21 protein-coding genes and 1 pseudogene are annotated in these 21,772 nt (G+C 72.6%); 7 read left to right on the top strand and 15 right to left on the bottom strand.

Annotation, left to right across the window (positions count from 1 at the left end; genetic code table 11):
* Positions 1-27 precede the first annotated feature (27 nt).
* The 7 genes from E6U81_RS26060 to mce all read right to left on the bottom strand — a co-directional run bounded on the left by E6U81_RS26060 (position 28) and on the right by mce (position 10,333).
* Positions 28-864, bottom strand: a complete 837-nt coding sequence (locus E6U81_RS26060) for an ABC transporter permease (protein ID WP_136232529.1) — start codon at positions 862-864, stop codon at positions 28-30.
* On the bottom strand, positions 861-1,976 hold the full coding sequence (locus E6U81_RS26055; protein ID WP_136232528.1) for an ABC transporter ATP-binding protein: 1,116 nt from the start codon (positions 1,974-1,976) through the stop codon (positions 861-863). The genes E6U81_RS26060 and E6U81_RS26055 overlap by 4 nt, the downstream gene beginning before the upstream one ends.
* A 153-nt stretch (positions 1,977-2,129) precedes the next feature.
* A complete protein-coding gene (locus E6U81_RS26050) occupies positions 2,130-2,906 on the bottom strand; it encodes an ABC transporter permease subunit (RefSeq protein ID WP_136232527.1) in 777 nt (258 codons plus the stop codon).
* A gap of 2 nt (positions 2,907-2,908) precedes the next feature.
* The gene (locus E6U81_RS26045; protein ID WP_136232526.1) at positions 2,909-3,922 is read right to left on the bottom strand and encodes an ATP-binding cassette domain-containing protein; all 1,014 of its coding nucleotides are present in this window, start codon (positions 3,920-3,922) and stop codon (positions 2,909-2,911) included.
* A 100-nt stretch (positions 3,923-4,022) separates the two neighbouring features.
* Complete coding sequence (locus E6U81_RS26040) at positions 4,023-4,961, bottom strand: cellulose-binding protein (protein WP_030386920.1); 939 nt, start codon at positions 4,959-4,961, stop codon at positions 4,023-4,025.
* 196 nt (positions 4,962-5,157) lie between these two features.
* Complete coding sequence (gene scy / locus E6U81_RS26035; RefSeq protein ID WP_206310015.1) at positions 5,158-9,714, bottom strand: polarized growth protein Scy; 4,557 nt, start codon at positions 9,712-9,714, stop codon at positions 5,158-5,160.
* Positions 9,715-9,904: 190 nt separating this feature from the next.
* Positions 9,905-10,333 carry a methylmalonyl-CoA epimerase gene (gene mce, locus E6U81_RS26030; RefSeq protein ID WP_030030807.1) on the bottom strand — a complete coding sequence of 143 codons (429 nt, stop codon included), beginning with the start codon at positions 10,331-10,333 and terminating at the stop codon, positions 9,905-9,907.
* Between the two features lie 135 nt (positions 10,334-10,468).
* Here mce and E6U81_RS26025 point away from each other — a divergent pair, with 135 nt between their 5' ends.
* Complete coding sequence (locus E6U81_RS26025; protein ID WP_136232525.1) at positions 10,469-11,668, top strand: acetyl-CoA C-acetyltransferase; 1,200 nt, start codon at positions 10,469-10,471, stop codon at positions 11,666-11,668.
* 76 nt (positions 11,669-11,744) lie between these two features.
* Positions 11,745-12,707 carry a methylmalonyl Co-A mutase-associated GTPase MeaB gene (meaB, locus tag E6U81_RS26020; protein ID WP_136232524.1) on the top strand — a complete coding sequence of 321 codons (963 nt, stop codon included), beginning with the start codon at positions 11,745-11,747 and terminating at the stop codon, positions 12,705-12,707.
* 347 nt (positions 12,708-13,054) lie between these two features.
* Here the strand turns inward: meaB and E6U81_RS26015 are convergent, their stop codons facing one another.
* The 5 genes from E6U81_RS26015 to E6U81_RS25995 form a co-directional block, all read right to left on the bottom strand.
* Positions 13,055-13,618: a PepSY domain-containing protein gene (locus E6U81_RS26015; RefSeq protein WP_136232523.1), complete on the bottom strand. Its 564-nt coding sequence runs from the start codon at positions 13,616-13,618 to the stop codon at positions 13,055-13,057.
* A gap of 117 nt (positions 13,619-13,735) precedes the next feature.
* A complete protein-coding gene (locus E6U81_RS26010) occupies positions 13,736-14,212 on the bottom strand; it encodes a MarR family transcriptional regulator (RefSeq protein WP_031148319.1) in 477 nt (158 codons plus the stop codon).
* 64 nt (positions 14,213-14,276) lie between these two features.
* Positions 14,277-15,077: an AIM24 family protein gene (locus tag E6U81_RS26005; RefSeq protein WP_136232591.1), complete on the bottom strand. Its 801-nt coding sequence runs from the start codon at positions 15,075-15,077 to the stop codon at positions 14,277-14,279.
* Positions 15,078-15,091: 14 nt separating this feature from the next.
* Positions 15,092-15,742 carry an AIM24 family protein gene (locus tag E6U81_RS26000; RefSeq protein ID WP_136232522.1) on the bottom strand — a complete coding sequence of 217 codons (651 nt, stop codon included), beginning with the start codon at positions 15,740-15,742 and terminating at the stop codon, positions 15,092-15,094.
* Positions 15,742-16,380, bottom strand: a complete 639-nt coding sequence (locus tag E6U81_RS25995; protein ID WP_136232521.1) for an AIM24 family protein — start codon at positions 16,378-16,380, stop codon at positions 15,742-15,744. Before E6U81_RS25995 ends, E6U81_RS26000 begins: the two co-directional genes overlap by 1 nt.
* Positions 16,381-16,567: 187 nt before the next feature.
* Here E6U81_RS25995 and E6U81_RS25990 point away from each other — a divergent pair, with 187 nt between their 5' ends.
* The 5 genes from E6U81_RS25990 to E6U81_RS25970 all read left to right on the top strand — a co-directional run bounded on the left by E6U81_RS25990 (position 16,568) and on the right by E6U81_RS25970 (position 19,388).
* Positions 16,568-16,912 carry a DUF3817 domain-containing protein gene (locus E6U81_RS25990; RefSeq protein WP_136232520.1) on the top strand — a complete coding sequence of 115 codons (345 nt, stop codon included), beginning with the start codon at positions 16,568-16,570 and terminating at the stop codon, positions 16,910-16,912.
* Positions 16,909-17,205 (top strand): MTH1187 family thiamine-binding protein, encoded by a 297-nt coding sequence (locus tag E6U81_RS25985; RefSeq protein ID WP_136232519.1) that lies wholly within the window; start codon positions 16,909-16,911, stop codon positions 17,203-17,205. Before E6U81_RS25990 ends, E6U81_RS25985 begins: the two co-directional genes overlap by 4 nt.
* 169 nt (positions 17,206-17,374) lie before the next feature.
* Positions 17,375-18,073: a hypothetical protein gene (locus E6U81_RS25980; protein WP_136232518.1), complete on the top strand. Its 699-nt coding sequence runs from the start codon at positions 17,375-17,377 to the stop codon at positions 18,071-18,073.
* Entirely contained in the window at positions 18,070-18,759 is a 690-nt protein-coding gene (locus E6U81_RS25975; RefSeq protein ID WP_136232517.1) for a DUF4166 domain-containing protein, read from the top strand. The genes E6U81_RS25980 and E6U81_RS25975 overlap by 4 nt, the downstream gene beginning before the upstream one ends.
* The gene (locus E6U81_RS25970) at positions 18,756-19,388 is read left to right on the top strand and encodes a TetR/AcrR family transcriptional regulator (RefSeq protein ID WP_136232516.1); all 633 of its coding nucleotides are present in this window, start codon (positions 18,756-18,758) and stop codon (positions 19,386-19,388) included. Before E6U81_RS25975 ends, E6U81_RS25970 begins: the two co-directional genes overlap by 4 nt.
* 6 nt (positions 19,389-19,394) lie before the next feature.
* Here E6U81_RS25970 and E6U81_RS25965 read toward each other — a convergent pair whose 3' ends face one another.
* The 3 genes and pseudogenes from E6U81_RS25965 to E6U81_RS25955 all read right to left on the bottom strand — a co-directional run.
* The gene (locus tag E6U81_RS25965; RefSeq protein WP_136232515.1) at positions 19,395-20,453 is read right to left on the bottom strand and encodes a glycoside hydrolase family 6 protein; all 1,059 of its coding nucleotides are present in this window, start codon (positions 20,451-20,453) and stop codon (positions 19,395-19,397) included.
* 124 nt (positions 20,454-20,577) lie between these two features.
* Entirely contained in the window at positions 20,578-21,573 is a 996-nt protein-coding gene (locus tag E6U81_RS25960; protein WP_136232514.1) for a DUF5937 family protein, read from the bottom strand.
* A 93-nt stretch (positions 21,574-21,666) separates the two neighbouring features.
* Positions 21,667-21,772: pseudogene (locus E6U81_RS25955) on the bottom strand (IS5/IS1182 family transposase); the annotation flags it as partial.

The raw sequence follows: 21,772 nt of genomic DNA, 5'->3' as shown, positions 1-21,772 counted from the left end.
CCCGGCCGGAGCTCCGCAAGACACGCCCTAGACGTCCCGGCGGCCGACCATCACGTACGAGGCGGCCACCGTCGCGCCCGTGATCAGCACGATGATCAGCACGTTGGAGAGGTTGCTGGGCGCCACGCCCATGTCGCCGCCCTCCTCCATGCCGAACAGCTGGCTCAGCGCCACCGGCACGTTGCGCTGGAGGATCTCCCGCCCGATGGGGGCCACGGCCTCCCAGACGATGAGCATGGCGCCCAGCACCGGCGGAAGCGTGACCACGCCGAGCATGACGGCGATGGCCCCCGCCGAGTGCCGCACCAGCGCGCCGATCGCGAGGGCGAGCACGCCGAGCAGGGTGACGTAGAGGCAGCCGGCCGCGGCGCCCAGCCACTCGTCGGTCGTGTGCGGGCCGGCGGCGGCCCCGCCGTGGGTGAGCGAGGCGGCGATCCCGACCACGAAGACGGACAGCGTCGTGGCGACGAAGGCCGTGATGCTGAAGACGAGATACTTCGCGGTGAGCACCCGGAAGCGGTCCGGGGCGGCGGTGAACGTCGTGCGCACCAGTCCGGTGGCGTGCTCCGAGGAGATGGTCAGCACGCCGAGGACCATCACAGCGACCTGGCCGACCATCAGGCCGAAGAGGGCGGGCGTGGTGAAGGAGATCGACTCGTAGTCCCGGTCCGAGGTCTGCGCGACGAAGAGCAGCCCGATGCCGACGACGGTCAGCACGAGCGCGCCCAGCGTCCACAGGGTGGAGCGGATCGAGATCAGCTTGGTCCACTCCGAGGCGAGGGCGTGCCCCAGGTGCGGCCGCGGCGAAGGCAGTGGAGAGCTGTAGCTCTGCGGCCGGTCCGGCGTCGTGGTCGTCCGGGTCATCGGGTGTCCTCTGGGGCTTCCTTGGCGGCGCTCGCGAGCTCGCCGGGATTGCTGGGCATCAGGAAGGGCCTCCCGCCCGCGCCGGGGGGCGGCGGGGCGAAGAAGCCCGCCTGCGGGACTTCGGGGGCCGCCTGCTCGTCCTCCCAGGCCGGGAGGGCCAGTGGGTCCTGTTCCCACAGCTCGGCCCGCGGGTCGTCGGTGGAGGTGTACTCGACGGCGGACTGCGTCATCCGCATGTACGCCTCCTCCAGCGAGGCATGGTGCGGGGACAGCTCCCACAGCCGGACGCCGGCCGCGTGCGCGAGGTCGCAGATGCGGGGCAGCTCCAGCCCGGTCACGCGCAGTGCTCCGTCGGGCTCCTGGAGGACCCGGCCGCCCGCTTTCGTGAGGGCCCTACCCAACGCGTCCCGGCCATCGGGATCGGTGTCGGCCGCACGCACCCGAGCGAATCCGGCCGAGTTGTGCGCGATGAACTCCTGCGTGCCCATGTCGGCCAGCAGTCGTCCGCGGCCGATGACGATCAGATGGTCGGCGGTCAGTGCCATCTCGCTCATCAGGTGCGAGGAGACGAAGACGGTGCGGCCCTCGGCGGCCAGCCGGCGCATGAGGTTGCGGACCCAGAGGATGCCCTCGGGGTCGAGCCCGTTGACCGGCTCGTCGAACAGGAGCACCTGCGGGTCGCCGAGCAGCGCCGTGGCGATCCCGAGGCGCTGGCCCATGCCGAGCGAGAAGCCCTTCGTACGCTGCCGGGCGGCGTCCTGGAGCCCGACGACGGCCAGCACCTCGTCCACCCGCTTCTCCGGGATCCCGGAGAGCTGGGCGATGGACAGCAGGTGGGTGCGGGCCCGGCGGCCGCCGTGCACGGCCTTGGCGTCGAGGAGGGCCCCGACGTGCCGCTGGGCGTTCGGCAGCTCCCGGAAGGGGAAGCCGTTGATCGTGACATGACCGGAGGTGGGCCGGTCCAGGCCGAGGATCATGCGCATGGTCGTGGACTTCCCGGAGCCGTTCGGCCCCAGGAAACCCGTCACGTGACCCGGCTTGACCTGGAAGGACAACTGGTCGACGGCGGTCTTGGCGCCATAGCGCTTCGTCAGGCCGACTGCCTCGATCATCTTGCTGCCCCTTACCAGGCCGGGACGACTCTCGCCCGTGTAAGGGTTAAGAGGATAGCGAGGATCCTACGGTTCCGCCCCGGGCCGGATCCCTGACCCGTCCCCGAGGCCGACCCTGGCATCCCCCGTAGTCCTTCCGGAGGGGGCCGGCCGTCAGGCGTCCCTCTTCCTGAGGACGACGTAGCCCCCCAGTACCGCGGCGGCCACCCACAGGAGCATGATCCCGAGCCCGCCCCACGGCCCGTAGGGGGACTCCGCGCTGCCCATGGCGTTCGGCACGACCTGCATGATCTTCGACCCGGCCGCGGTCGGCAGGTACTGGGCGTAGTCACGGGTCGCCTCGAAGGCGTTGAGGAGGTTCGTGACGATCAGGAAGAACGGGATCAGGATGCTGATCGAGGCGACCGAGCTGCGCATCATGGTGGCGACGCCCATGGAGAACAGGGCGAGGAGTGCCATGTACACGCCCGCGCCGACGACCGCGCGCAGGACGTTGTCCCCGTCGAGGCCGGTGCCGTGGTCACCCAGGATCGCCTGGCTGAGGAAGAACGACACGAAGCTGGTCAGCAGCCCGACCAGCAGGGCCAGCACCGTGGCCACGGTGAGCTTGCCGAACAGGAAGCTCCCGCGGGCCGGCACGGCGGCCAGCGAGGTACGGATCATGCCGGTGCTGTATTCGGTGCTGACCACCAGGACGCCGAAGACGATCAGCGCCAGCTGGCCGAACTGCATCCCGGCGAAGCTCACCAGGGTGGGGTCGAAGGTTGCCTGTTCGAGCTGGCTCATGTCGTCGAAGCTCGCCGCGACCGCGGTGGAGATCAGGGCGCCGAAGCCGGCGGTGACGATCAGGGCCAGGGCGAGCGTCCAGCTGGTGGAGGCGACGGTGCGGATCTTGGTCCACTCGGACGTGAGGACGGCGGAGAAGGCCATGGTCACTGACCGCCCTTGCGCGTGGAGTCGGCGGCGCCGAAGCCGGCGCCCCAGGCGGGGACGTCCGCCGGCCGGGCCGGGTTGTCGGTGGCCGCACCGGGCTCGCCCGGTGCGTGGGCGTGGTACTCGACGGAGTCCGCCGTCATGCGCATGAACGCTTCCTCCAGTGAAGCCCGTTGCGGGCTGAGTTCGTGCAGCACGATCTGGTGCCGGGCGGCCAGCTCGCCGAGCTGTTCCGCGCCCACGCCGTCGATCTCCAGCGTGCCGGTGGCGGGGACGCTCACGGCGTCGATCCCGGCCTCGTGCAGGACGTCCTTGAGCCGCTCCTGCTGCGGCGAGCGCATCCGGACGTAACTGCGGGAGTTCTGGTGAATGAAATCAGCCATAGAGGTATCGGCCAGCAGGCGTCCCTGTCCGATGACGATCAAATGGTCTGCGGTGAGGGCCATTTCGCTCATCAGGTGGGAGGACACGAAGATCGTGCGCCCCTCTCCCGCCAGGCCCTTCATCAGATTGCGGATCCAGAGAATTCCTTCGGGATCCAGACCATTGACAGGCTCGTCGAACATGAGGATCTGCGGATCACCGAGCAATGCGGAGGCGATTCCGAGCCGTTGGCCCATGCCCAGCGAAAACCCTTTGGACTTCTTCTTCGCCACAGCCGTCAGCCCGACCAGGTCCAGCACCTCGGAGACCCGGCCCTGCGGGATGCCGTTCGACTGGGCCAGGCAGAGAAGGTTGTTGTACGCGCTGCGGCCACCGTGCATGGCCTTCGCGTCCAGCAGCGCCCCGACGTGCTTCAGCGGTTCCCGGAGCTCCCGATAGCGCTTGCCGTAGATACGGACCGCACCGCTGGTCGGGTTGTCGAGGTCGAGCATCATGCGCATCGTCGTGGACTTGCCGGCCCCGTTGGGGCCGAGGAAGCCGGTCACCACCCCCGGTTTGACCTGGAAGCTGAGGTTGTCGACCGCTGTCTTCGCACCGAATCGTTTTGTGAGGCCATCGAGCTCGATCATGCCGCCACGCTAGAACGCCCGAGGGCCCTACGCCACCTCAAATGGGTGACATAGGGCCCTCGATCAGGCTCAATGGCTACCTGCGGGTCATGTCCCGTGGTCAGCGGCTCTGCTGCGCCGGCACGCCGCGGGTGACCGGCTCGTCGTCCACGATCGGGTTGGCCGCGGCGACGGCCGCGCCCGTGAGCGTCGCCAGCATCTCGCGGACGTTGGTCAGCTGCGCGTTGATCGAGTCGCGACGGTTGGTGAGCGCCGCCAGCTCGCGCTCGGACTCGCTGCGGATCCGGTCGGCCTTGGCGTTCGCGTCGGCCACGATGTCCTCGGCCTGGCGCTGTGCGGTCTCCACGGTCTGGCGGGCGCGGCGCTCGGCGTCCGTACGCAGCTTCTCGGCCTCCAGGCGCAGCTGCTCGGCGCGGTGCTCGATCTCCGCGAGGCGCTTCTCGGCCTTGGCCTGGCGGGAGGCCAGGTCGCGCTCCGACTGCTCGCGGCGCTTGGCCAGGTTGGTCTCGAAGTCCGCGGCGGCCTGGGCGGCCTTGGCGCGGGTCTCCTCGAACAGGGCGTCGGCCTCCTCGCGCTTGGAGGCCGCGTCCTTCTGGGCCTCGGCGCGCAGGGTGGAGGCGTCGCCCTTGGCCTTCTCGACGATGCGGACGCCCTCGTCCTCCGCCTTCGACTTGCGGTCGGCCGCGAACGACTCGGCGTCGTTGCGCACCTGCTGGGCAGCCGACTCGGCGAGCTCGCGGTGCTGCTCGGCCGCGCGACGGGCCTCCTCGCGCAGGTCCTTCGCCTCCTCCTCGGCCAGCCGGAGGATCTTCTCGACCCGGGCGCCGAGACCCGCGTACGACGGCTCGGCGTCGTTCACCTGGGCCTGGGCGTTCTGCGTCTCGAGGTGCAGCTCCTCGATCCGCTTTTCCAGAGAGTTGATACGTCCAAGGGCGCTGTCGCGGTCGGAGACCAGCTTGGTAATGCGGTCGTCCACCTGACCGCGGTCATAACCACGCCGCACGAGCTCGAAGCCGAAGGGGGAGGAAGTGTCGCTCATGGGGTTCCTGTCGAATGAGACCGATGAGGTGCTACGTGAGGTGTTAAGGGGAATCCTAGGCGCCCAGACGGCGTGTCATCGAGTCAATCCGCGTTTGATCTGGACAATGACACCCCTTTTGAGTGGCAAGGCGGCGGAATGCTTGTCACCCGTTCGCCTGAACCTTCATCAGGTGCGCACATCCCGGACCGCTTGGCTACCCCTCCGACGACTTGCCACCCGAACGAGTGGAACCCGCGGACACTCCGGCTTTGGCACCCCCCGAGCCCTGGCCGCCGACCGTGGGCTTCCCGCCACCCGAAGGCGCCTCGAATGATTCCAACGCCTCAAGAACGTCCTGGACACGGGAGATCTCCCCCTGAATGTCCTGCCGCCGACGGACCAGGACCTCCAGCTCACGGCGGCCCTCCTCGACGAGTCGTTCGGCCTCCGCCTTGGCCTCCGCCAGGGCCTTCTCGGCCTCCCGGGCCAGCTCGGCCTTCTTCTGCTCGGCCTCCTTGAGCAGCGCCTCCGCCTTGCGGACCGCCGCGATGCGCACCTTGCTCGCCTCGCTGCTCGCGTCCGACAGCAGCTCCTTGGCCTTCGCCTCGGCCTCGACGCTCTGCTCGGTCGCCGCACGCACCAGCTTGTCCACACGCTCTCCGGCCGACTTCATCTGCTCGGCCGACTCCCGGCGGGCCCGCTCGTGGAGCTCCTCGACCTCGCCCTCGACGCGGCCCCGCAGCTCCTCCGCCCGCTCCCTTATGGCAGCGGCGTCCGTGCGCGCGCCGACCAGCAGCTCGTTCGCGTCCGTACGGGCCTTCTCCACCAGGGAGTTGCCCTCGACGGTCGCCTCCGAGGTGATCCGCGCCGCCTCCTTGCGGGCCGCGTCGACCATGGCGTCGGCCTGCTCCTCGGCCGCCGTCGTGGCGGCCAGGGCCTGCTTCTGCGCGTCGACGGTGAGGTTGTCGGCTTCGGTGGCCGCCTCGGTGATGAGGCGGTCGACCTGCTCCGCGGCCTCGCTGCGGCGCTTGTTCGCCTCCTCGCGGGCCTCGTCCAGCAGCCGCTCGGACTCCGTACGGGCCTCCGCGCGGGTGCGCTCCGCAGCGGCGGCGGCCTCCGCCTTGACCCGCTCGGCCTCCGACCGGGTGCGGGTGGCGTGCTCCTGGGCCGAGGACAGCGCCTCCGACGCGTCGGCGCGCAGCCGCTCCGCCTCGGACGCCGCCTCGCCGACCGTGCGCTCGTTGTCCTTGCGGGTCTGCTCGGTGAGCTTGTCCGCCTCGGACGCCGCCTCGGTGATGAGCCGGTCCGCCTGCTCGGCCGCCTCGCTGCGCAGCCGGTTCGCCTCGGCGCGCGCCTCGTCCAGCGTCTGCTCGGCGTCGCGTTCGGCGCCGGCCAGGGTCTCGTTGGCCGCGACCGTGACGCGGTCCGCCTCCGCGGTGGCCTCGCCGATGATCCGGCCGCCCTCCGCGCGGGCGTCCTCCAGGACCCGGGCCGCGTCGGCACGCAGCCGCTCGGCCTCCGCCGCGGCCTCGCCGACCGTGGCCTCGTTGGCCACCCGGGTCTCGTCGATGAGCCGGTCGCCCTCGGCACGCGAGTCGACCATGATCTTCGCAGCGTCCCGCTCGGCGCTCGCCAGCGTCTCGGCCGCCTGCGACTTCAGCCGTGCCGCCTGGGTGATGAGGCGCTCGGCCTCCTCCGCCGCCTCGCCCACGGTGGCCGCGTTCGCGGTGCGGGTCTCCTCGATGAGGCGGTCCGCCTCCGCCGAGGCCTCGGTGATGAGCCGGTCGACCTGCTCGGCGGCCTCGGTACGCAGCCGGTTGCCCTCGGCCCGGGCCTCGTCCAGCGCCGCCGCGGCCTCGGTGCGGACGGCCTCGGCGGCCTCCGCCGCCTCGGTGGTGACCCGGGCGGCCTCCGCCTCGGCGTCGGCGACCGTGGCCGCGTTCGCCGCGCGGGTCTCCTCGGTGATCCGGGCGGCCTCGGCCGCGGCCTCGGCCGTGATCAGCGCGCCCTCGGTGCGCGAGGCCTCCAGGGACTCCGCCGCCTCGCCGCGGATGCGGTTGGCGTCGTCACGGGCGTCGGCCCGGGTACGGGCGGCGTCCCGCTCGGACGCGGCCAGCGCGTCCGTGGCCTCGGTACGGACCCGCTGCGCGTACTCGGCGGTGTCGGCGCGCAGCTGCTCCGCCTCGGCGATCGCCTCGCCGACGGTCCGCTCCGCCAGGGCCTTCGCCGCGTCCGTCTCCGCGCGCGCCTCGGTCCGGATGCGGCCCGCGTCCTGGGCGGCCCGCTCCCGCTCCTCGTGGGCGTCGGCGCGGACCCGGGCGGCCTCTTCCTCGGCCTCCGTCTTCGTGCGCTCCGCCACGTGCTCGGCGGCGCTGCGCAGCCCGGAGATCTCCTCCTCGGCCTGCTCGTGCAGTCCGGCGACGGAGTCGCGCACCTGCTGGGCGGTGGCCTCGGCCGCCGACACCAGCTCGGACGCGCGGCGCTCGGCCTCCTCGGTCAGGCGGGCGGCCTCGGCCTGCGCCTCCTCCGAGCGGCGGCGGGCCGCGGCCAGCAGCTCCTCGCTCTGTTCGCGGGCCTGCGCCCGCTCCTGGTCGGCGTCGGTGCGGGCCGAGGCCAGGGTCTCCTCGGACTCCCGGCGGCGCCGGGCGGCCTCCTCCTGTGCGGCGGCCAGCGCCTCGGCGGCCTCGGCGGCGACCCGCTCGGCCGCCGCCTTCGCCTCCGCGCGCAGCCGGTCCGCGGTCTCCTGGGCCTCGGAGCGCACGCGCTCGGCCTCGGCCTCGGCCTCGCCGCGCAGCCGTACGGCGACCTGCTCGGCCTCCGCCCGCACCCGGCCGGCGTCCTGCGCCGCGTCCGTGCGCAGCTGGTCGGCCTCCGCCTCGGACTGCGTCTGGAGCGTGCGGATGCGTTCCGCCGACTCGGCGCGCAGCCGGTCGTTCTCCTCGGTCGTCTCGCGGCGGATGTTCTCCGCCGCCGTACGGGCGTCGCGCAGCGTCTGCTCGGCCGTGGTCAGCCGGCTCTCGGCCTCCGTGTGCAGCCGTACGAGCTCCTCGTCGGCCTCCGCCCGCTTCGCGGCCAGGGCCTGCTCGGTCTCCTCACGCCGCGCGAGGGCCGCCGCGGCCGCCTCGGCGCGGACGGCCTCGGCCTGCTCCTCGGCCTCGCCGCGCAGCCGCTCGGCCTCGGCGCGGGTGCGCTCCAGGGTCTCCTCGGCCTGCTTGCGCAGGGTGCCGGCCCGCTCGACGGCCTCGGCGCGGACCCGCTCGCTCTCGGTGGTCGCCCCGGCGCGCAGCTCGTCCGCGTCCGACTTGGCCTTGCCGAGCAGTTCCTCGGCGGTCTTGGCCGCCTCCTCGATCTGCTGGACCGCCTCGCGGCGGGCCTCGCCGCGGATCCGCTCGCCCTCGGCGACGGCCTCCGCGCGCAGCTGCTCGGCCTCGCCGCGCAGGCGGCGGGCCTCCTCCTGGAGCTCGACCGTGCGGGCCCGGTACTCCTCGGTGTCGTCCTTCGCGGCGCCCTTGAGCTCGTCCGCCGTCGTCGCGGCCTGCAGGCGCAGCCGGTCGGCCTCGGCCTCGGCCTCGCGGCGGATCCGCTCGGCCTCCTCGGACGCGGCGCGGGTGGTGGCCCGGGCGTCCTCCGAGGCCTTGTTCAGGACGTCTTCCGCCGTGCGGGCGGCCTTCGCCAGCTGCGCGGCCATGTCCTCGGCCGCGGCCGTACGGGCCTGCTCGCCGGCCTCGGTGCGCTGCCGCTCGGCGTCCGCGCGGGCGTCGGCCAGGGCCTGCTCGGCCTCGGCCTTGAGGAGTTCGGCCTCCTTGGTGGCCTCGCCGACCAGCCGGGCGACCTGCTCCTTGGCCGTGCGGGTGCGCTGCTCGTTGACGGACTCCGCCGACGCGAGCTGGCGCGCGGCACTCTCCTTGGCCTCCGCGAGGACCTTCTCGGCCTCGGCGCGGGCCTCGCGCAGCGCGGAGTCGGCCTCCTGCACACGGGATTCGGCGATCCGGCCGAGGTCCAGGGTCTGCTGCCGGGTCTGCTCGGCCTCGGCGGAGCTGCTGGAACGCAGCCGCTCGGCATGCTGGGTGGCCTCCTGCGCCTGCGAGGAGGCGGCCGTCAGCAGCCGCTCGGCCTCCTTGCGGGCGCGCAGCAGCGTGGACTCCGCCTCGGCGCGGCCGGCCTCGGAGGCTTCGGCGAGCCGGCGCCGGGTCTCCTCGGCGACCCGGGCGGCCTCGGCGCGGGCCGCGTTCAGGGACTGCTCGGCCTCGGCGCGGGACTCCTCCATGAGGCGGCGCGCCTGGGCCTCGGTACGGGCGCGCAGCTGCTCCGCCCAGGCCACGTTCTCGTTGACGTGCGCCTCGACGGTCTGGCGGCGCTCATTGAGCTCTTGGTCCAGCCGCTGGCGGCGGTTGACGGCCTCGCTGTGCAGCTCGGCCTGCAGGCGCGCCTGGTGCTCGGCGTGCTCCTGGAGGATGCGCTGGGTCTGCGCCCGGGCGTCGCGCAGCTCGCGCTCGGCGTCGGAGCGCATCTGGTCGGCCTGGATCTGGGCATTGCGGAGCAGCTGCTCCGCCTGGTACCCCATGTCCGCACCGTCGTAGGCAGGACGGGACGCGAGGGCCCGGCGTACCTCGTGGAGCTTGGCACGCAGCACCTCGACCTGGTATCCCAGGTCCTCAGCGTGCTGGACGGCCTTCCCGCGCTCCTTCTTCAGCCGCTCCATCTCGGCCTCGAAGCGCGAGAGATGGTCGGCCTCGGCCTGATGGCTCTCCTGGCTTTCGTAGCCCCGCACAGCGCGGTCCCATCCGTCCCCTGGTCGCAAGCTCACTCCCAATGAGCATCGCTCGCCCGCTGAACGACGCCCCCGGGGGAATGGTGTCAGATACCGGGGCAGGGGTCACAGGCCCCGACCCTCTCCGCACCGAACCCCGGCCGAGCCATGGCCACTCTACCGGCCGGGGAATCGGGCCATCAGTGGTCCATCAATGGTCGGGGTTCGAGGTGACCAGTTCGGTGAGGACTCCGTGGCAGTCCTTGGGGTGCAGGAAGGTGATCGAGGAGCCCATGGAACCGGTGCGGGGCTGGTCGTAGAGGACGCGGACGCCCTTGCCGCGGATGGCCTCCGAGTCGCCGTGGACGTCCTCGGTGCCGAAGGCGATGTGGTGCACGCCCTCGCCGTTCTTGGCCAGCCACTTGCCCACGGCGGAGTCCTCGCGGGTGGGCTCCAGGAGCTGGATGTAGGAGGCGCCGCCGTCGGAGGTTTCGTTGATCTTCAACATGGCCTCGCGGACGCCCTGCTCCTCGTTGACCTCGGTGTGGAACACCTCGAAGCCGTACGTGGCACGGTAGAACTCGACAGTCTTGTCCAGGTCGAAGCAGGCGATCCCGATGTGGTCGATTCTTGTCAGCATGGGGACAGTGCACCGCCGAAGGGGGTCGTCACGCAACGTGCGCGCGATCACACCGGCAGCCCGGTGACCGCCGCGGTACCGCCCAGTACATTCACGTAAACCCTCGTTCACTCCTCATCCAAGGGGCTGTGCCTCATGTCCGGATCGAACAACACCACTTCCGTGATCGTCGCCGGGGCCCGCACGCCCATGGGGCGGCTGCTCGGCTCGCTGAAGTCCTTCTCGGGTGCCGACCTCGGCGGCTTCGCCATCAAGTCCGCGCTGGAGCGGGCCGGGATCTCCGGCGACCAGGTCCAGTACGTGATCATGGGCCAGGTGCTCCAGGCCGGCGCGGGCCAGATCCCCGCCCGCCAGGCGGCGGTCAAGGCCGGCATCCCGATGAACGTGCCGGCCCTGACCATCAACAAGGTGTGCCTCTCGGGTCTGGACGCGATCGCGCTGGCCGACCAGCTGATCCGCGCCGGCGAGTTCGACATCGTGGTCGCGGGCGGCCAGGAGTCGATGACGAACGCCCCGCACCTGCTGCCGAAGTCCCGCGACGGCTACAAGTACGGCGCGGTCGAGATGCTGGACGCGATGGCCTACGACGGCCTCACCGACGCCTTCGAGAACATCGCGATGGGCGAGTCCACCGAGAAGCACAACACCCGCCTGGGCATCGAGCGCGGCCCGCAGGACGAGTTCGCCGCGGCCTCGCACCAGCGTGCCGCCGCCGCCCAGAAGAACGGCGTCTTCGAGGCCGAGATCACCCCGGTCGAGATCCCGCAGCGCAAGGGCGACCCGGTGATCTTCTCCACGGACGAGGGCATCCGCCCCGAGACCACGGCGGAGTCGCTCGGCAAGCTGCGTCCCGCCTTCGCCAAGGACGGCACGATCACCGCCGGCACCTCCTCGCAGATCAGTGACGGCGCGGCCGCCGTGGTCGTGATGAGCAGGGCGAAGGCCGAGGAGCTCGGCCTGGAGTGGATCGCGGAGATCGGCGCCCACGGCAACGTGGCCGGCCCGGACAACTCGCTCCAGTCGCAGCCGTCGAACGCGATCCTGCACGCCCTGAAGAAGGAGGGCCTGGAGGTCTCCGACCTGGACCTCATCGAGATCAACGAGGCCTTCGCCGCGGTCGCCGTGCAGTCAATGAAGGACCTGGGCGTGACCCCGGAAAAGGTGAACGTCAACGGTGGCGCCATCGCCCTGGGCCACCCGATCGGCATGTCCGGCGCCCGCGTCGTGCTGCACCTGGCGCTGGAGCTGAAGCGCCGCGGCGGCGGGGTCGGCGCGGCCGCGCTGTGCGGTGGCGGCGGCCAGGGCGACGCGCTGATCGTCCGCGTCGCCAAGTAGGCGGCCCGGCCGCCGGGCCCGCACCGGCCCGGCGGCCCGCACGTATCCCGTACGAGAACCGAGGAGCGCAGCACGTATGACGGCGGTGGACGTCCCCCAGCTGGTGGCCCAGGCGCGGGAGGGCCGGCCGAGAGCGGTGGCCCGGCTGATCTCGCTGGTCGAGGGGGCGTCCCCGCAGCTGCGCGAGGTGATGGCCGCGCTGGCCCCGCTGACGGGCGGGGCGTACGTGGTGGGTCTGACGGGGTCGCCGGGCGTGGGCAAGTCGACCTCGACCTCGGCGCTCGTGTCCGCGTACCGCCGGGCCGGCAAGCGCGTGGGCGTCCTCGCCGTCGACCCGTCCTCGCCCTTCTCGGGCGGGGCGCTGCTCGGTGACCGGGTGCGGATGTCGGACCACGCCTCGGACCCGGGGGTCTACATCCGCTCCATGGCCACGCGCGGCCACCTGGGCGGGCTCGCCTGGGCCGCCCCGCAGGCGATCCGGGTGCTGGACGCGGCCGGCTGCGACGTGATCCTGGTCGAGACGGTCGGGGTCGGGCAGTCGGAGGTGGAGATCGCCTCGCAGGCGGACACCTCGGTGGTGCTGCTGGCTCCCGGCATGGGCGACGGGATCCAGGCCGCGAAGGCGGGGATCCTGGAGATCGGCGACGTGTACGTGGTCAACAAGGCGGACCGGGACGGCGCGGACGCGACCGCCCGGGAGCTGAACCACATGCTGGGGCTGGGGGAGGCGCGCGGCCGGGACGACTGGCGGCCGCCGATCGTGAAGACGGTCGCGGCCCGCGGCCAGGGCATCGACGAGGTCGTCGAGGCGCTGGAGAAGCACCGGGCGTGGATGGACGAGCGCGGGGTGCTCGCCGAGCGGCGGGCGGCACGGGCCGCCCGGGAGGTCGAGACGATCGCCGTCACCGCGCTGCGGGCGCGGATGGCGGACGTCCACGGGGACGCGCACCTGGGCGCCCTGGCCGCCAGGGTCGCCGAGGGCGAGCTGGACCCGTACGCGGCGGCCGACGCCCTCCTGGCGACCCTCACGGAGGCCTGACCTGCCGCCTCCGGCGAGGTCGGCCGGGGTGCCGGGGGTGCGCGACGTGCCCCTCGGGCCCGAGGGGCACGGTGTGCCGGCTGCTCCGGGCACCCTCCGCGCAGCCCCGGAGGCCGCCCGGCGCGGCCGGGCGCCCTTCCGCCGTGCGGCGCGGGGTCCGGGGCGGCGGGCGGACCCGGCCGACGGGACCCGCGCCGCGGGCCGCTGCCGGCCGGGCCCCGGGCGATCGGTGCGTCGGGCCGCCCGGAACGCGGTGAGGCGGCGTGAGCGGGGCTCCGCTCCCGGCCCGTGGCCCGCAGGTGTGGCGGAAGTGGGGCGGGGCGTGCTGCCTCAGCGGGCGTGCTGCGTCAGTTGTTGTCGTCCCCGTCGTCGTCCGAGTCGGAGCCGGACTGGGTGACCTTGCCCGTGGTGGGGTTCACCTGGGCGTCCCAGGTCTTCCCGTCCTTGCCCCTGACCTCGACGTGCCAGGAGGCGGTGCCGTCGTCGTCGTCCCATTCGACGGTCGTGACCTGGCCGGGGTGGGCGGCCAGGGCCGCCTTCATCGCCTGCTGGGCGGTCACCTTGGCGGATACCAGGGCCTTGTTCTCGGCGGCGTTCCCGTCGGTGTCCCGGTTCTGCTCGGTGACCGAGCCGCTCGCGGACACTTCGAGTTCGGCGTGGCCCTTGCCGTCCTTGCTGATCACGTCGACGTGCCAGACGGAGCCGTCCTCGTCGAGGGACTCGATCACGCCCGGATAGTGCTTCAGCGCGGCCGCGGCGGCGCTCTCCGCCGTCGTGGCGGCGGGCACGGCCGCGGGGGCGGCGGTGACGGTTCTCGCAGGGTCGGCGGCGGCCGCAGTCGCGGCCGCCACCGGACCTCCGGTCATCAGGACGACGGCCGTGGCCGCGGAGACGTACCTGGTGCGCTTCATGGCTGTACCTCCTCAGGCCGGCCATGGCGCTCACGGTTGCCCCGCGGCGGCCGGCAGCGGGCGGACACCGCCCATTGTCCGGCCGGCCGCCCCGCGGGGCGCGCCGAGGCGCCCCGCTCAGACCTTGCCGCGGGTGCCGCGCAGGTGCTCCGCGACCGGGGTCAGCGAGGCGCGCAGCGCCGCCAGGGCCTCCGGCGGCAGCAGGTCGATGAAGTGCTGGCGGACGGACGCCACGTGGTGCGGGGCGACCTTCCGCATCGTCTCCATGCCCTCGTCCGTGAGCACCGCGTACAGGCCGCGGCGGTCGGACTCGCAGTTGACCCGGCGGACCAGGCCCGCCGCCTCCATGCGCGTGATCTGGTGCGACAGCCGGCTCTTGGACTGCAGGGTGGCCGTCGCGAGATCGCTCATGCGCATCCGGTGGTCCTGCGACTCCGAGAGGTTCACGAGGATCTCGTAGTCGTTGTTGGTGAGTCCGAAGGGCTGGAGATCCTTTTCCAGCTGGTGCATGAGCAGCCTGCTGACGTCCAGATGGGTGCGCCAGGCGCACTGTTCCGCGTCGGTGAGCCAGCGCGTGGCCGTCTCGGTCTCCATGGTCTCCATGAATGAACTCTACCTAAAAAGTTGAATTGCGTACAAAGGTCGAAGGTCCCGGTCGTCACAGTCCCAGGCGGCGCTGCAGATCACCCAGCTGTCCCGGCATCCGCGGCACGCCCATCTGCCCCATGGGTCCCTGGCCGGCACCCGGCACGCCCTGCGCGTTGCCCGTGGCCGCCCCGGCGCCCACCGCGCCGATCGACTGCTCGGCCATCAGCATCTCCGAGGACTGCAGCAGCACCGTCCCCGCTCCGACGAACTCGAACTGGTGCTCCTCGCCCGACGTGCCGCCGATGCCGGTCAGCGAGCGCAGTCCGCCCATCACGCCGGACATGTAGCCGTGATCGTAATGGTGACAGGGAGACGGGCAGTCCGCCCAGCCGACGAGCGCCTGGGGGTCCACGCGCAGCGGCGGCTCCATGAACACCACCGGCCCGTTCGAGGCCGCCACGAACTTCCCGGTCCCGATCAGCGTCAGGAAGCCCGGGACGATCGACTGCTTCAGGGCGAGCGAGGGCTGGTAGGCGAGCAGGTTGCCCGAGCGGATCGTCAGGTTGCCGTTGTCCAGGTCGTACGAGTTCACGTCGAAGGCCCGGTCGGCCAGCAGCATCTTGCCCTGGCCCTCGGCGACCACCCAGTCGCTGGCGTGCAGCGGGGAGTGGAAGCTCGTGCGCAGCAGGCGGTCGAAGCGCCCGTTGCCGATGCCGTTGAACTCGATGCGCCCGTAGTACGAGATCATCTTGCCCTTCTGCAGGAACCACTGGCTCCCCTTGAGCTCCACGCAGAAGGTGTACGCGTTCACGTTGTCGTCGGAGGGCAGCGTGTACGGGTCGAAGACCGTCGGGCCGCCGGGCCCGCCCATCACGGGGCCAAAGTTCACAGCTTCTCCTCGGAGGCCTGTACGTACACCGCGCCCTGGCCGGACAGTTCCAGCTGGAACGCCTCGCCCGAGCCGCGCCCCACCATGTCCCGCCAGCCGAGGGCGGTGGAGAGCTTGTTCCGGACGTCCCCGTGGTGGGCCACGTAGGCCTGCGGGTCCACGTGGACCGGACGGTTCGGGGTGATGGGGAGCTCGATCACTCCGCCATGGGCCATCACGGCGACCGAGCCGTGGCCCTTGAGGGTGGTGGTGAACAGGCCCTGGCCGCTCACCTGGCCGCGGACCATGCCCATGACCCCGCCCTGCGAGCCCATGAACATCGTGCCCTGCTGGAGGGTGCCGTCGAAGGCGAGCAGCCGGTCGGCCTCCACGTAGAGGGTCTCGCCGGTCAGGTTGATCACCTGGATGTGGTGGCCGCCGTGGCCGAACATCACGGTGCCGCTGCCCTCGACCGCCATCAGCGGGGTCTGCTCGTTCGCCACGCGGCGCCCGATCATGCCCATGACGCCGCCCTGACCGCCCGTCAGGCTCGGGGTGAAGGAGACGTCGCCGCGGTACGCGAGCATCGCGCCGCGCTGGCTGAACATCCTCTGGCCCGGGACGACCTGGGCCTCGACCATCTTCGAATTGATCTCGCGGAACGGCATCAGATGTCGCCCCCGACGGTGTTGCGCTCGCTCGGCTGCACGTAGACCAGGCCCTCGCCCTCGAAGCGGATCTGGAACGCCTCGCCGGAGCCCTCGCCGATCAGAGTGCGGAAGGTCACACCGGACTGGAAGGACTGCTGGAGGTTGCCGGTGTGCGCGATGTACGCCCCCGGGTCGACGGACAGCGGGTACTGGGCGCTCACGCGCAGCACCACGGCCGGACCGTCGGAGACGATCGCCGCCTGGCCCGAGCCCTCGACCGTCGTGGTGAACAGACCGTTGCCCGTCGAGGCGCCGCGCAGGCCGGTGAAGGTGGTGCCGGTGCGCAGGCCGGCGTCGGTGCACAGCAGGTTGCTGGACTCGACGTAGAGCTTCTCGCCGTGCAGATTGACCAGATTGATCTCACTTGCACGGTCGGCGAAGAAGCAGGTGCCGTGCCCCTGCACCTCCATCACCGTCATCTGTTCGCCGGTCAGCCGGCGGGTCACCATCCCGCGGAGGCCTTCGCCACCGCCGGACATCTTCTTGAAGGCCATCTGCCCGTCGTACGCGACCATGGAGCCGTTCTTCGCTTTCACGGCGTCCCCGGTCAGGTCGACGGCCAGCACCTTGCTGCCTTGGAGTCGGAACTGAGCCACGGGAAGACGTTATCGGCAGCGGGCGGACCCGAACAGGGTCCCGCGGCCGGATATATGACACACCCGGGCGTTTGGGAGCGATCCCGGTACGGTCCGGCCCGGCCCGGCCGGGAGGGGCCGGGTCAAGATCCCGTAAAGCGGCTGAGACACTGGAGGCGACCCTGGCCTCCACACCCGAAGGTTCCACGTGGACATCAAGACCGCCTCCGCCCTGCACCGCCTGCGCCTCGTCTCCGTCCCGGAGGCGCTGTCGTTCCCGGCCCTGCTGATCTTCGGTTCCCTGCTGAGCCGGGTCTCGGACATCGACTACCTGATGATGCCGCTGGGAATCCTGCACGGGATCCTGTTCACCGTCTACGCGGTCCTGCTGCTGGACGTGTGGCTCAAGGCGAAGTGGCCCGTCAAGAAGGTCGCGTTGTTCTTCGTCCTCGCGGTCCTGCCCTTCGGAGGCCTCTACGGCGACAAGCGGCTCAAGCGCGAAGAGGCCGACAGTGTGGTCGCGGCCCGTGCGCGTGAGGCGGCCCAGGCGTGATCGTCGCGTTCTCGGTGACCCCTCTCGGGGTCGGTGACGAGGTCGGCGAATACGTCGCCGACGCGGTCCGGGTGGTCCGCGAGTCCGGGCTGCCGAACCGCACCGACGCGATGTTCACCACCATCGAGGGCGAGTGGTCGGAGGTCATGGACGTGATCCGGCGCGCGGTCGCCGCCGTCGAGGAGCGCGCGCCCCGCGTCTCCTTCATCCTCAAGGCCGACATCCGCCCCGGCGTCACCGACGGCATCACCTCGAAGGTCGAGACGGTGGAACGCCACCTCGCGCAGGGCTGAACAGCCCGCCCCCCCCGTACGCCCGAAGCGCCCCTGGCCCAGCCGGCCGGGGGCGCTTTCGCATGCCCGACCCCAATCCGTGTGACCGGGCTCACTGTTGAGCGATCGCTCAAACTGGCCTACTGTCCGGGTTGAGCGATCGCTCAAAACGCGGGAACGGGGGGTGGGCGTGAGCCTGTACGTCGAGACGTTCGTCCGGGTCGGGATGGACGAGCTGTGGGAACGCAGCCAGGATCCGGCCCAGCACCAGCGGTGGGACCTGAGGTTCACCTCCATCCACTACCTCCCGCGGTCCGAGGACGAGCCCCAGCGGTTCCGGTACGCGACCCGCGTACTGCCCTTCGTCTCCGTCCACGGGACCGGCGTCTCCGCGGGGGAGCGCCGCCGGCCCGACGGGACCAGGGTGTCGGCCCTGCGGTTCGCCTCGGACCATCCGCTGTCCCTGCTCGCGCAGGGCAGCGGGTACTGGCGCTACGTCCCCGACGGCGACGGCATCCGCTTCCTCACCGGCTACGACTACCGGCCCCGCTGGGGCCGCTTCGGGGCCCTGGCCGACCGGTTCGTCTTCCGGCCGCTCATGGGCTGGGCCACCGCCTGGTCCTTCGACAGGCTGCGGCTGTGGTGCGAACGCGGAACCCCGCCGGGCCTCGCCCTCGCCCGGGCCGCCGGCGAGAGCGTCCTGCGCGTCCTGCTGTGCGCGGCCGCCCTGCTGTACGCCCCCGTGGCCCCGGCCCTGCTCGTCGTGGCCGCCGCAGTTGTACTGCCGCCGCTGCCCGGCACCCCGGCCGCCCGCCGCTGCCTGCGCACCCCGCCGGGCCGCACCCCCGTCGCCGCACCCCGTCTGCTCAGCACCCTGGAGCCATCATGACCTCCATCTTCCGGGCCCACATGGGCGCCGACTTCGACCGTCTGCACCCGCAGATCCAACGCCGGTTCTCGGTCGGGCTGGAGAGCGGGGAGGGCTGCGTCGGCCGCGGCACCATGGAGCGGATATGGCACGGCGGCAGCTTCGTGAAGCCCTTCCTCCGGCTCGGCGGGACGCGCAACATCCTGGTGCCGCGCGAGGGCCGCGACGTCCCCTTCGTCATCGAGAACCTCCCCTACCTCGACTCCTTCGGCCGGGAGACCGTCACCTTCGTGCGGACCTTCCACCTGCCCGACGGGCCGCACCGGTTCGACGCCACGATGGTGCACAGCCCCGAACGCGACTGCGTCCTCGACTACCTGGGCACCCACCAGCACCTCGCGAGCGACCTGCACATGAGCGCCGAGCCCGACGGTTCGCTGCTCATCCGCTCCGGTGAGCACCGCTTCCGCGAGGGGCCCGTCGACGTCCGCGTCCCCGACTTCATCGGCGCCGACGCCGAGGTGCGCGAGTCCTTCGACGACGCCACCGGCCGGTTCCGGATCCGGGTGCGCGTCGTCAACCGCCGCTTCGGGCCGCTCTTCGGGTACGAGGGCTCCTTCACCGCGCGTTACGTCGACGCCCGCGAACGCTGGGCGACCGGGCTCTGCGGCGACCTGCGGCCGGTCCGCGAGGAGGTCCGGGCGTGAGCGCGGCCACCAAGGAGAAGCTCCTCGAAGGGGCCCTGCGCACGCTCGTCGAACAGGGCATCGCCAAGGCCTCGGCCCGGACCATCGCGGCCACCGCCGGGGTCGGCCAGGGGCTGATCTTCTACCACTTCGGCTCCGTCGACGAACTGCTCGCCGCCGCCTGCCGGTACGGGGCCGAGCAGCGGGTGGCCCGCTACCGCGACCGGCTCGCGGCCCTGGGCAGCCTCACGGAACTGCTGGAGTTCGCCCGTGCGATGCACGCCGAGGAGCGGGAGGCCGGGCACGTCGCCGTACTCGGGCAGCTGCTGGCCGCCGGTCAGAACTCGCCCGCCCTCGCGGCCGCCACCGCCGCCGGACTCGGCCTGTGGATCGAGGAGCTGGAGGCGGTGCTCACCCGGCTGCTCGCGGCCACCCCGCTGGACGGGTTCGCCGACCCCGCGGGGCTCGCCCGGGCCACCGCCGCCTCCTTCGTCGGCATCGAGCTGTACGAGGCGGTGGACCCGCAGGGCGCCGGCCGGGCGTTCGACGCCCTGGAGCAGCTCGCCGGACTCGCCGCGGTGCTGGAGGGCCTGGGCCCCCTGAGCCAGCGCGCGGTGCGCCACGGCCTGCGCCGCGGCACCCGGAGCTGACGCTCCCTACGGAACGTCCCGCGCGCGGCGGGCCAGGCCGAGGGCCTGTTCGGGCCACCAGGTGCCGGCCGCCGGGCCGCCGCGGCAGGTCCCGTCGGACTCGCCCGGCCGCTTCACCCAGAGGTACGCGTCGACGAGCGGGTCGCCGGTCCGGTCGGTCGGCGGAGCGCCGAGGGCGCGGCCCGGAGGGTTGCAGGAGGCCCGCTCGCGTTCGCCCGGCAGGGGCCCCGCACCGTTGCGGCCGGTGTCGACGACGAAGTGCCGGCCGCCCACCGCCCGGGAGAGCTCCGCGCCGTAGGCCCGGACGGCGGAATCCGGCTGGAACCCGGAGACGTTGAGGGCGAAGCCGTCGGCGCGGTCGAGGCCGGCCTCGCGGAGGGGGCCGGCGAGATCGGCCGGGTCGCGGATCCACCCCGGATCGCCGGCGTCCAGATAGACCTTCGTGTTCCGGTTCTTCTTGAGCCGGTCGACGGCCTCGGCGAGCATCCGCAGGCGGTCGGCGCGGTGCTCGGCGCGCACGCAGCCGTCGACGGTGTGCGCGACGGCGTGCGGCTCCAGCACGACGAGGGCCCTTGCGTCGCCGATGGCATCGGCGAAGGCGCCGATCCAGCCGCGGTAGGCGCGGGCGTCCGCGGCGCCCCCGGCGGGCAGCTGCCCGCAGTCGCGGTGCGGGATGTTGTGCGCGGCCAGCACCAGGGTCCGCCCGGAGGCCTCCGCGGCCGCGCGGGCCCGGCGGATACCGGGGCGGGGATCGCCGGGCCGGCCCCACAGTGCGACCGGCCGGTCCGCGATCCGGCGCAGCGCCTGGGCGTCGGCGTAGCGGCCCGTCGCCTCCCAGGCCGCGACCTGGCGGGCGGCCTCGCTGTTCGGGTCCACCCAGAACGCGGACTCGCCCTCGGCGGCGCCCTCGGTGGCGGCAGGGGCGGCAGGCCCGGGGCCGGCGGCGGGACCGCGCGACCCCGACTCCGGTGCGGTGGAGCAGGCGGGGGCCGCCGCGATCAGCAGGAGGAGGCCGAGGACGGCGGCGGTCCTGGGGCGGCGCGGCCTGGGAGCGACGGGTGGCATCCGGATTCCTCGCGACGAAGGGTCGGGCGGCAGACCGTGAGGCGGTGAGGCGGTAAGGATGTACGACCGGAATATGGTGACATGACGGACCGTCGGCCCGGCCGTGCGACACCGGCCGTGCCGGTCAGCCGGCGGCGTCCCCCGTGGTGAGGGCGATGGCCAGGGGGGTGCGTTCGTAGAGCACCTGGTGGCCCCGGCGCGCGGAGATGAGCAGCCCCGCCGCGTGCAGGACCCCCAGGTGCGCCGAGACGGTGGAGGGGGCCAGGCCCAGGCGGTGGGCCAGGGCCGTGGTGGACGCCGGTTCGTCCAGCGCGCACAGCACGTCCGCCCGGGCCCGGCCCAGCAGTCGGGCCAGCGCGGTCGGGGTGTCCTCGCCCGCCGGGGTCCACAGGGCGCCGATGCCGCGGGCCGGGTAGACGACGGTCGGCTGCCAGGGCGGGTCGAAGCCCCCCGCGATCTGCGGCCAGACGAAGGCGCTCGGCATGAGCAGCAGCCCCTGGCCGCCCAGGACGCGGTCGTGATGGCTGGGCCGCTCGATGGTGAGGGTGAGCGACGCCGCGTCCCAGGAGAGATCGGGGTGCAGACCGTCGAAGAGCGACTCCAGCCCGCCGGCGGCCAGACGGCGCGTGTGGAAGAGGATGTCCGCCTCCAGCAGCGCCCGCAGCCGAGGCCAGTGCGGCTCGACGAGCACGCCCCAGGCGCGCTCCAGCAGATCGGCCAGCTCCCGCACCGACCGCGCCGGATCCGCGAGGAGGGTCCGGCCGAGGTCGCTGTCGAGCGCGCCCGGCGTGCAGGCCAGCGACCTGCGCATGTCCTCGCGCGCCGCGGCCGGATCGGCCGCGCGGATCAGCGCGAGCTCCTCCTCGAAGGAGACGCCCGGCCCGCTCGGCGGCGGGCTGATGAAGTCGGTGCTGTGCCCCCGGCGCGGCATCAGGAGCCACAGCGGCCGCAGGTCCAGCCCGTCGGCGGCGGCCCGGATCCGCCGGAGCCACGGCAGGTGGTAGCCCTGCCGGTCCGGGCGGCTCAGGGTGCGGATCGCCTCCTGCGTCTCCCAGGCCGGCGACAGCGCGAACCGGCACCGCAGCAGGTCGGCGTGCCCGAAACGATGGTGCAAACCCATACCGCACCCTCTCGCTCGCGCCGAACGCTCCGCCCGACATTCGTCCCAGGCCGAATCCCTACGCCGGCCAGCCTAGGAGTTGTCGTCAAAGTGTCACGCCCACATCAGGAGCGACGCGAGGGTGACGGCTGCTTGGTAGGACTGGGCGGTCTTGTCGTACCTGGTCGCGATGCCGCGCCACTGCTTGAGCCGGTTGAAG

The sequence above is a fragment of the Streptomyces sp. A0592 genome (assembly GCF_004795115.1).
Lineage (GTDB): Bacteria > Actinomycetota > Actinomycetes > Streptomycetales > Streptomycetaceae > Streptomyces > Streptomyces erythrochromogenes.
The sequence above is the reverse complement of the archived record's forward strand: the minus strand, read 5'-3'. Positions and strand labels throughout refer to the sequence as shown.